At 70.9% G+C, this 9,403-nt stretch carries 9 protein-coding genes; 7 read left to right on the forward strand and 2 right to left on the reverse strand.

Annotated features, from left to right (window positions below; genetic code table 11):
• Positions 1–2: 2 nt before the first annotated feature.
• Positions 3–575: a peptidoglycan L,D-endopeptidase MepK gene (gene mepK, locus ACESL7_RS09010; RefSeq protein WP_372892988.1), complete on the reverse strand. Its 573-nt coding sequence runs from the start codon at positions 573–575 to the stop codon at positions 3–5.
• Between the two features lie 318 nt (positions 576–893).
• On the opposite strand from mepK, the gene ACESL7_RS09015 reads away from it, so the two are divergent.
• From ACESL7_RS09015 to ACESL7_RS09030, 4 genes are read left to right on the forward strand one after another with little or no spacing between them, the layout of a single operon-like run.
• Positions 894–2,507 carry a L,D-transpeptidase family protein gene (locus ACESL7_RS09015; RefSeq protein ID WP_372892989.1) on the forward strand — a complete coding sequence of 538 codons (1,614 nt, stop codon included), beginning with the start codon at positions 894–896 and terminating at the stop codon, positions 2,505–2,507.
• A gap of 29 nt (positions 2,508–2,536) precedes the next feature.
• Positions 2,537–3,637 carry a UDP-3-O-(3-hydroxymyristoyl)glucosamine N-acyltransferase gene (locus tag ACESL7_RS09020; protein ID WP_372892990.1) on the forward strand — a complete coding sequence of 367 codons (1,101 nt, stop codon included), beginning with the start codon at positions 2,537–2,539 and terminating at the stop codon, positions 3,635–3,637.
• A 38-nt stretch (positions 3,638–3,675) separates the two neighbouring features.
• The gene (locus tag ACESL7_RS09025; protein ID WP_372892991.1) at positions 3,676–3,954 is read left to right on the forward strand and encodes an acyl carrier protein; all 279 of its coding nucleotides are present in this window, start codon (positions 3,676–3,678) and stop codon (positions 3,952–3,954) included.
• An 8-nt stretch (positions 3,955–3,962) separates the two neighbouring features.
• Complete coding sequence (locus ACESL7_RS09030) at positions 3,963–5,171, forward strand: beta-ketoacyl-[acyl-carrier-protein] synthase family protein (protein WP_372892996.1); 1,209 nt, start codon at positions 3,963–3,965, stop codon at positions 5,169–5,171.
• Positions 5,172–5,399: 228 nt separating this feature from the next.
• Here ACESL7_RS09030 and mnmA read toward each other — a convergent pair whose 3' ends face one another.
• Positions 5,400–6,545, reverse strand: coding sequence for a tRNA 2-thiouridine(34) synthase MnmA (gene mnmA / locus ACESL7_RS09035; RefSeq protein ID WP_372892992.1), 1,146 nt, complete (start codon positions 6,543–6,545; stop codon positions 5,400–5,402).
• Between the two features lie 119 nt (positions 6,546–6,664).
• Here mnmA and sciP point away from each other — a divergent pair, with 119 nt between their 5' ends.
• The 3 genes from sciP to ligA all read left to right on the forward strand — a co-directional run.
• Entirely contained in the window at positions 6,665–6,964 is a 300-nt protein-coding gene (gene sciP / locus ACESL7_RS09040; protein ID WP_372892993.1) for a CtrA inhibitor SciP, read from the forward strand.
• Positions 6,965–7,044: 80 nt separating this feature from the next.
• Complete coding sequence (ctrA, locus tag ACESL7_RS09045) at positions 7,045–7,776, forward strand: response regulator transcription factor CtrA (protein WP_372892994.1); 732 nt, start codon at positions 7,045–7,047, stop codon at positions 7,774–7,776.
• Positions 7,777–7,861: 85 nt separating this feature from the next.
• Positions 7,862–9,403: NAD-dependent DNA ligase LigA (gene ligA, locus ACESL7_RS09050; protein WP_372892995.1), on the forward strand; the 1,542-nt coding region annotated here is incomplete at its 3' end.

Genomic DNA, 9,403 nt, shown 5'->3' on the forward strand with positions numbered 1-9,403 from the left:
GCTCAGCGGCCCCAGGTGCGGACCGGCCCGCAATCCATGTGCACGAAGTCGGAGGAGGTGTACTTGCCGACGCCGCCGGCACGACAGGCCATCGCGGCGCTCGCCAGCTGGCGGACGGAGCGCGAGCGCATGTGCAGATCCGCCGCCTCGCCGCGCATGTGACGGGAATTCTTCGCGACCCCGGAACTCCGACGGCGGAGCATCGCGTTGGTCTCGGGACTGCGGTAGCCCGAGACGAGGGTGTAGGGTTCGGAGGTGTCGAGCATGTTGTGCGCGGCGGTCATCATGTCGATGGTGCGCGTGTTGATCGCCTTCACCTGTCCGTTGCGCCAGTCGCGCATGAAGCGGTGGATCTCGTCCACCGCCTCGCGGATGTACTCGCCCTCGATCCAGTAGATCGTGTCGATCCGCTCGCCGGTGCGGCCGGAATACATTCGCAGTCGCCGGATGTCGCCCGCCCCGCGGAGGAAGCCCGCCGCGCCGGCGAAGGTGGGCGCTGCCGTGATCGTCGTGGCGGCGAACGCGGCCAGCAGGCCGCGGCGCGTCACCGCGCGCGCGCTGGAATCATCCGTCATGAGTGTGCCTGTCCTGTCTCTTCTGCCTTGCCACGACGTTGCGCGGCATTGTCCGTCATCCCCGATGCGGGAAGTCTGCCTCACCGGGCCGTGCACAGAAAGACTGATTCGCGCTAAACTTCGGTAAATCGCCCGGATCGGCAAAAATCTGCCCAAGGGTGCGACGGTTCCCGGGCGTTGCAGGGATGCCGCGCACAAGCCTGAAGCGACGTCGCATGACGAGACGTGAATGGACAGCGACAGGCCACTGCGGCTCTAGACGAGGAGAGGTTTGCTCGCCGACGCGTCCTGGCGCCGGCCCCAGACGGAGAGACGCCCATGCTGCCACCCCGCGTTTTGTCCCGGCAACTCCGATGCCTGCGCGCCGCTGCGCTGGCCATCGCCTGCGCCCTGCCGGTTTCGGCAAGCGCGTCGGACGTGACCGCCTTCAAGCAGGCGCTCGCCGAGACGATCGCAGAGCGACCGGCCGCGGCCAAGGTCTACCGCGCGCGGGGCTTCGCGCCGATCTGGACGACCGGGGACGCGGAGGCGCAGCGCCGGCGTGCCGCGCTTTTCGAGGCGGTGGCCGCGCTGCCGCTGCACGGGCTGCCGGCCATCGAGCTCGACGGGATGCGCACGCGCATGGCCGAGGCACGCACCGCCCGCGACCTCGGCCGGGTCGAGGCGGAGCTGTCGGGGCTCTTCCTGCGCTACACCCGGCTCATGGGCGCGGGCCTGCTGACCCCCTCCGAGATCGACGTCGACATGGTCCGCGAGGTGCCGCGCCCCGACCTGGCCGCAGCGCTGCGCGCCTTCGCGGAGGCCGACCGGCCGGCGGCCTACCTGCGCGACCTCGCACCGCGCAGCGCGGAATACACGCGCCTGATGAAGGCGCGGTTCGAGCTCGCGGAGGTGGTGCGCGCCGGCGGTTGGGGGCCGGAGGTGCGCGCCCGGCGGCTGGACCCCGGCGACACGGGGCCCGAGGTCGTCGCGCTGCGCGACCGCCTGATCGCGATGGGCCACCTGCGGCGGAGCGCCTCGGCGCGTTACGACGCCGCGATGGTGGAGGCGGTGCGCCGCTTTCAGGAGACGCACGGCCTCGAGGCGGACGGGGTGGCCGGTGCCGCGACGCTTGCGGCGGTCAACACGCCGGCCGAGGCGCGGCTGCAGTCGGTGCTGGTCGCGCTGGAGCGCGAGCGCTGGTTGCCGCGCGAGCGGGGCGCGCGCCACATCCTCGTCAACCTGACCGATTTCTCGGCGCGGATCATGGACGACGGCAAGGTGACCTTCCGCACCCGGGCCGTCGTCGGCGCGCGCAGCCCCGTCGGCAAGCACACGCCCGAGTTCTCCGACGAGATGGAGCACATGGTGCTCAACCCGTCGTGGCACGTCCCGCGCTCGATCCTCGCGCGGGACTACCTTCCGAAGATGAAACAGAACCGGAACGCGGCATCCTACCTGCAACTCGTCGACGGAAGCGGCCGCGTGGTGAACCGGAGTTCCGTGAATTTCAACGCCTACAACGCGCGCAACTTCCCCTTCAACGTGCGCCAGCCGCCGGGGCCGCGCAACGCGCTCGGACTGGTGAAGTTCATGTTCCCGAACGAGCACGCGATCTACCTGCACGACACCCCGGAAAAGCACCTCTTCGACCGCCAGGACCGGACCTACTCGAGCGGCTGCGTGCGCCTGAAGGAGCCCTTCGAGTTCGCCTACGAGCTTCTGCGCCCGCAGACCGACGATCCGCAGGGCCTTTTCCACTCGGTGCTCGAGACCGGCCGCGAGACGCGGATCGACCTCGACACCCATGTGCCGGTGCATCTCATCTATCGCACCGTGCGGGCGCGCCCGGACGGGCGCCTCGCGTTCCGGCCCGATATCTACGGCCGCGACGCGAAGGTGTGGACCGCGCTCGCCGCGCGAGGGGTGGCGATCGCGGACGCGGAGGGCTAGGGAGATCCCGCACGCCGTGCGGAGGTGACATGCCCCAGACCCTCGGAGAGCTCGCCCGCGCCCTTGGCCTCGTGGCAGAGGGCGATACCAGCCTGCCGATCGTCGGCGCCGCGGAGCCCGCGGACGCCGGGCCTGCGGATCTCGCCATCGCGTCGACGCCGGCCTATGCCGAGCGGCTGGGCGAGGGCCGCGCGCGCGCCGCGCTCCTCTGGGACGGCGCCGACTGGCAGGCGCTGGGCCTCGCCGGCGCCATCTGCCCGCCCCGCCCGCGCTTCGCGATGGCGGGGCTGACCGCCACGCTCGATCCCGGGCCCGGCTTCCCGCCGGGGCGCCACGCGTCCGCGGTGATCGACCCGCGCGCCGAACTGGGACCGGAGGTCACGGTGGGGGCGCTCGCGGTGATCGAGGCGGGCGCGCGCATCGGCGCGGGCGCGGTGATCGGGCCGCACTGTTACGTCGGCGCCGGGGCGGTGATCGGGCCGGGGGCGCGGCTCCGCGAAGGCGTCAGGATCGGTGCGCGCGTGCGGATCGGCGCGCGCTTCACCGCGCAGCCGGGCGCGGTGGTGGGCGGCGACGGCTTCTCCTTCGTCACCCCCGAAGAGGCCGGTGTCGAGCGCGCGCGCGCCACCCTCGGCGCGGAGGAGGCGGAGGCCGCGCCCGGGCGCCAGAGCTGGGCACGCATCCACTCGCTCGGGGGGGTCACGATCGGCGACGACGTGGAGATCGGTGCGGCCACCTGCATCGACCGGGGCACCATCCGCGACACGGTGATCGGTGACGGCACCAAGATCGACAACCTCGTTCAGATCGCCCACAACGCGGTGATCGGGCGGGACTGTCTCTTTGCCGGGCACTCGGGCGTGGCGGGCTCGGCGCGCGTCGGCGACCATGTGGTGATGGCCGGGCAGGCCGGCGTGGCCGACAACGTCACCGTCGGCGACAACGTCGTGATCGCGGCGGGCACCAAGATCCTCTCCAACGTGCCGGCCGGCCGCGTCATGATGGGCTATCCCGCGACGCGCATGGAGACGCATGTGGAGAGCTACAAGGCGCTGCGGCGCCTGCCGCGCCTCGCCCGGGAGATCGCCGCGCTCAAGAAAGCTGTTTCAAAGCCCGGCGCGAGCGACTAGATCGGGCGCGGCAGTCTCACGACGAAGGGATGAGGACGATGACGGACGTCCGCGACAAGGTGATCGGCATCATCGCGGAGCAGGCCGTGCTCGAGCCCGCGGATGTCAGCGCCGATGCGACGCTCGACGATCTCGGCATCGACAGCCTCGGCCTCGTCGAGAGCATCTTCGCCATCGAGGAGGCCTTCGACATCTCCGTGCCCTTCAACGCCAACGCCCCGGAGGCGGGCGATTTCGACATCTCCTCGGTGGATGCGATCGTGGCCGGGATCGAACGGCTGATCGCCGAGCAGCACGGGCGCACGGGCGGCGCATGACGACGACGATGCGCCGGGTGGCGATCACCGGGGCCGGCACGATCAACCCGCTCGGGCACTCCGTGCCCGCGACGCTCGAGGCAATGCGCGAGGGCCGCTGCGGGATCGGTCCTCTCGACATCCGCGACGTGGAGCGCCTCTCCGTCCGCATCGGCGGGCAGGTGACGGACTTCCGCGAGGAGGCGCATTTCAACCGCCAGCAGCTCGCCCTCTACGACCGCTTCACGCAGTTCACCCTGATCGCCGCGCGCGAGGCGATCGCGCAGGCCGGGCTCGACTTCGAGGGCGAGCTTGCCGCGACCTCGGGCGTGGTCTTGGGGACGGCCGGCGGCGGTGTCGGCACCTGGGACGAGAACTACCGCCACGTCTACGAGGCCGGCAAGAATCGCGTCCATCCCTTCGTGGTGCCGAAGCTGATGAACAACGCCGCCGCGAGCCACGTCTCGATGGAGTACGACCTGAAGGGGCCCTCCTTCACGGTCTCCACCGCCTGCGCCTCGTCCAACCATGCCATGGCGCAGGCGTTCCAGATGGTGCGCCTCGGCATGAGCCGCGTGATGGTCACCGGCGGCTCCGAGTCCATGCTCTGCTTCGGCGGCGTGAAGGCCTGGGAGGGGCTGCGCGTCATGAGCCGCGACGCCTGCCGCCCCTTCAGCGCCAACCGCAACGGCATGGTGCAGGGCGAGGGCGCGGGCGTCTTCGTCTTCGAGGACATGGAGCACGCGAAGGCCCGCGGCGCCGAGATCCTCGCCGAGGTGGCGGGCTTCGCGATGAGTTCCGACGCCGCCGACATCGTCATGCCCTCCAAGCAGGGCGCCGCGCGCGCGATGGCAGGCGCACTCCGCGACGGCGGCATCGACCCCGCGGCGGTCGGCTACATCAACGCCCACGGCACCGGCACGCTCGCCAACGACAAGACCGAATGCGCCGCGGTCGCCGACGTCTTCGGCGCCCACGCCGACCGGCTGATGATCTCGTCGACGAAGTCGATGCACGGCCACCTGATCGGCGGCACCGGCGCGGTCGAGCTTCTCTCTTGCATCATGGCGGTGCGCGACGGCGTCGTCGCGCCGACCATCGGCTACGAGGAGCCGGACCCCGAGTGCGCGCTCGACGTCGTGCCGAACGCGGCACGGGAGGCCGAGGTCGAGGTCGCCCTCTCCAACGCCTTCGCCTTCGGCGGCCTCAACGCCGTCCTCGCGCTCCGCCGGGTCTGAGCCCGTGCCGGACCGCCCGGCCTCGCGGGCGCAGGTCTTCCGGTGCCGCGTGCGGGCGAGGGGCGCTGCCCCTCGCGCTCCCCGGGATATTTCGACCAAGAAGAAGCAGGGAGCCGACACTGCCCCCCATCATCTTGGTTCAAATACTCCGGGGGTGAATTGGCCGTCAGGCCAAGAGGGGGCAGCGCCCCCTCCCGCGGCGCCGCGCCCATCGCGCGGCGCACCGCGTCAGCGCCCGCGCCAGATCCAGCCGCCGCCCAGCACGCGGCTGCCGCCGGTCTCGTAGAAGACGCAGGCCTGGCCAGGGCTCACGCCCTCTTCCGGCGACAGGAGCTCGACCTCCGCTTCCGTCTCCGAAAGCGGCCGCAGGATCGCCTCCGACGGCGGGCGCGTGGAGCGTACCTTGACCGAGATCTCGCGTTCGGCCGTGTCGGTGAAGCCGCCGTCCCCGATCCAGTTCACCTCGCGCACGGGCACGCGGCGCGTGGCGAGCATCTCCTTGGGGCCGACGATCACCCGGCGCGTCTCCACGTCGAGCCTGACCACGTAGAGCGGTTCGGAAAGCCCGCCGATGCCGAGCCCGCGGCGCTGGCCGACGGTGTAGTGGATGAGCCCCGGGTGCGCGCCCAGCACGCGGCCGTCGGCGTGCACGATCTCGCCCGGCTCGGCCGCGCCCGGGCGCAGCTTCTCGATCACCGCCGCGTAGTCGCCGTTCGGCACGAAGCAGATGTCCTGGCTGTCGGGCTTGTCGGCCACCGGCAGCCCGTAGCGCGCGGCGAGCGCGCGGGTCTCGTCCTTCGAGGCGAGACCGCCCAGCGGAAAGCGCAGGTAATCGAGCTGTTCGCGCGTGGTCGAGAAGAGGAAGTAGCTCTGGTCGCGCGCCCCGTCCGCGGCCATGTGCAGCTCCGGCCCCGTCGGCCCGGTCTCGCGCCGGATGTAATGGCCCGTCGCCATGCAGTCGGCCTCGAGGTCCCTGGCCGTTTCCAGCAGGTCGCGGAACTTCACGCGCTCGTTGCAGCGGATGCAGGGCACCGGCGTCGCGCCGCCGAGGTAGCTGTCGGCGAACTCGTCGATCACCGCCTCGCGGAAGACGTTCTCGTAGTCGAGCACGTAGTGCGGGAAGCCCCGCGTCTCGGCCACGCGGCGCGCGTCGTGGATGTCGCGGCCGGCGCAGCAGGCGCCCTTCTTGGCGAGCGCCGCGCCGTGGTCGTAGAGCTGAAGCGTGACGCCGACGACGTCGTACCCCTCCTCCGCGAGCATCGCGGCGACGACCGAGCTGTCGACACCGCCCGACATCGCGACCACGACGCGGGTCTCGGCCGGCGGCTTCGGCAGGCCGAGGGAATTCAGGGGCTGGGCGGCGTCGAGCGACATGATCGGACCTCTCGGGAAGTGCGCGGAATATAGGAAAATCCGCCGCATTCTCAAGGCCGCGTTTCAGTCTCCCTTAAACGCCCTGCCTGAGGCTCGCCGCAAGCAACCGGAGGAGCCCCATGTATCTGCGCAAGATGAAGGGCCCGCGCGCCGTGACCCTGCCCGACGGCCGCGTGATGACGCGGGCCGATCTGCCGCCGCCGGACACCCGGCGCTGGGTCGCCTCGCGCAAGGCCGCAGTGGTGCGCGCGGTGCGCCACGGACTGATCGACCGTGCCGAGGCGATCGCGCGCTACGCCCTCAGCGAGGAAGAGCTCGAGGAATGGATTCGCGCCACCGAACTGGGCGGGGAACACGCTCTGCGCGCTACGGCGCGACGAAGGACAACTAAAGATTGCAAAACGGCGCGAGAGAGATAGTATTTTCGACGGTAACGCAGGGTTAACCTTTTTTGTTCACCTTGCGTTTCCGTACCGAGCGAAGAAGCGGAGGGCCGGGGATGCGCGTGCTGCTGGTGGAAGACGACCCGACGACCTTGAAGAGCATCGAATTGATGCTGACCCATGCCGATCTGAACGTCTATGCGACGGACCTCGGCGAGGAGGCGGTCGATCTGGCCAAGCTCTATGATTACGACCTGATCATTCTCGATCTCGAACTGCCCGACATGACCGGGCACGACGTGCTGCGCCAGCTCCGCCTCGCGCGGATCGCGACCCCGATCCTGATCCTTTCGGGGGCCGACGACACCGAGAGCAAGCTCAAGGGCTTCGGCTTCGGGGCGGACGACTACCTGACGAAGCCCTTCCACCGCGAGGAGCTCGTGGCGCGGATCCACGCCATCATCCGCCGCTCCAAGGGGCACTCGCAGTCGGTGATCCGGACCGGCAAGATCGCCGTCAATCTCGATGCCAAGACCGTCGAGGCGGAAGGCCGGCCGGTGCACCTGACGGGCAAGGAATACCAGATGCTGGAGCTGCTGAGCCTGCGCAAGGGGACCACGCTGACCAAGGAGATGTTCCTCAACCACCTCTACGGCGGCATGGACGAGCCCGAGCTCAAGATCATCGACGTCTTCATCTGCAAGCTGCGCAAGAAGCTCGCGGAGGCCACGGGGGAGGCGAGCTATATCGAGACGGTCTGGGGCCGCGGCTACGTCCTGCGCGACCCCGAGCCCCAGGCCACCGCGCCCGGGACCACCGCGCCCGGCTCCGTCGCGGCGAGCGCCTGAGCGGCGGCGGGCGCGGCGGCCACTGGACGCCTGTGCGCCGCGGTCCTATCACTCCGCCCTGGAGACATCGGGCGAGGAGAGGACCGTGGCCGAGGAGACGCCCGTCGCAGCGACGCCTGTCGAGGAGTTGAGCAGGGCCGAGGCCGCCGCGGAGCTTCGCCGCCTCGCCGAGGAGATCGCGCGCGCCGACGAGGCCTATTACGTCGCCGACGCGCCCCGGATGAGCGACGCGGCCTACGACCGGCTCAAGCGCCGCAACGCCGATATCGAGGCGCGTTTTCCCGACCTCAAGCGCCCCGACAGCCCGAGCGAGCGGGTCGGCGCCCGCCCCGCGGAGACCTTCGCCAAGGTGCGCCACGCGGTGCGCATGCTCTCGCTCGAGAACGCCTTCGAGCGCGAGGAGATCGCGGAGTTCGACGCGCGCGTGCGCCGCTACCTGAACCTTGGCCCGGAGGCCGCGCTGACCTATACCGCAGAGCCCAAGATCGACGGGCTCAGCCTCTCGATCCGCTACGAGGGCGGGCGGCTCGTGCAGGCGGCCACGCGCGGCGACGGCACCGAGGGCGAGGACGTCACCCGCAACGTCCGCACCATCGACGAGATCCCCGAGACCCTCGCGGGCGCACCGGAGATCCTCGAGGTGCGCGGCGAGGTCTACATGAGCCACGCCGACTTCGAGGCGCTGAACGCCCGCCAGGTCGAGCGCGGCGACAAGCGCTTCGCCAACCCGCGCAACGCCGCCGCCGGCAGCCTGCGCCAGCTCGACCCGGAGGTGACGCGCGCCCGCCCGTTGCGCTTCTTCGCCTACGGCTGGGGGCAGCTCTCCGCCCCGCTCGCCGCGACGCAGAAACAGGCGATCGACCGCCTCGGCGCGCTGGGCTTCCCGGTCAACCCGCTCACCGCGCTCTGCGACGGCCCCGACGCGATGCTCGCCCATTACGCGCAGATCGAGCAGCAGCGCGCGACGCTCGGCTACGACATCGACGGCGTCGTCTACAAGGTGAACGATCTGACCCTGCAGGAGCGGCTCGGTTACCGCTCGACCACGCCGCGCTGGGCGCTCGCGCACAAGTTCCCGGCCGAGCTCGCCTGGACCCGGCTGGAGGGGATCGACATCCAGGTGGGCCGCACCGGCGCGCTCTCGCCGGTCGCGCGGCTCACGCCGGTGACGGTGGGCGGCGTCGTCGTCTCGAACGCGACGCTCCACAACGAGGACTACATCGCCGGCCGCGACGCGGAGGGAAACCCGATCCGCGAGGGGCGCGACATCCGCGCGGGCGACTGGGTGCAGGTCTATCGCGCGGGCGACGTGATCCCGAAGATCGCGGACGTCGACCTCTCGCGCCGGCCGGCGGACGCGGCGCCCTACGACTTCCCGAGGACCTGCCCGGCCTGCGGCTCCGACGCGATCCGCGAGGAGGGCGATTCGGTGCGCCGCTGCACCGGCGGGCTGATCTGCCCGGCGCAGGCCATCGAGAAGCTGAAGCACTTCGTCTCGCGCGGCGCCTTCGACATCGAGGGGCTGGGCGCGAAGCAGGTGGAGCAGTTCTATCGCCTCGCCTGGATCCGCGAGCCGGCCGACATCTTCACGCTGCGCGCGCGCGACGCGGCGGGGGAGAAGGCGCTG

The sequence above is a fragment of the Rhodosalinus sp. genome (genome assembly GCF_041685465.1).
Taxonomy (GTDB): domain Bacteria; phylum Pseudomonadota; class Alphaproteobacteria; order Rhodobacterales; family Rhodobacteraceae; genus Rhodosalinus.

What these genes read in the sequence shown, in the direction of transcription:
- ctrA (WP_372892994.1), top strand. Translation starts at nt 7,045, where the DNA reads ATGCGCGTGCTGCTGGTGGAAGACGACCCGACGACCTTGAAGAGCATC.
- ACESL7_RS09020 (WP_372892990.1), top strand. Translation starts at nt 2,537, where the DNA reads ATGCCCCAGACCCTCGGAGAGCTCGCCCGCGCCCTTGGCCTCGTGGCA.
- mnmA (WP_372892992.1), bottom strand. Translation starts at nt 6,545, where the DNA reads ATGTCGCTCGACGCCGCCCAGCCCCTGAATTCCCTCGGCCTGCCGAAG.
- mepK (WP_372892988.1), bottom strand. Translation starts at nt 575, where the DNA reads ATGACGGATGATTCCAGCGCGCGCGCGGTGACGCGCCGCGGCCTGCTG.
- ACESL7_RS09030 (WP_372892996.1), top strand. Translation starts at nt 3,963, where the DNA reads ATGCGCCGGGTGGCGATCACCGGGGCCGGCACGATCAACCCGCTCGGG.
- sciP (WP_372892993.1), top strand. Translation starts at nt 6,665, where the DNA reads ATGTATCTGCGCAAGATGAAGGGCCCGCGCGCCGTGACCCTGCCCGAC.
- ACESL7_RS09025 (WP_372892991.1), top strand. Translation starts at nt 3,676, where the DNA reads ATGACGGACGTCCGCGACAAGGTGATCGGCATCATCGCGGAGCAGGCC.
- ACESL7_RS09015 (WP_372892989.1), top strand. Translation starts at nt 894, where the DNA reads ATGCTGCCACCCCGCGTTTTGTCCCGGCAACTCCGATGCCTGCGCGCC.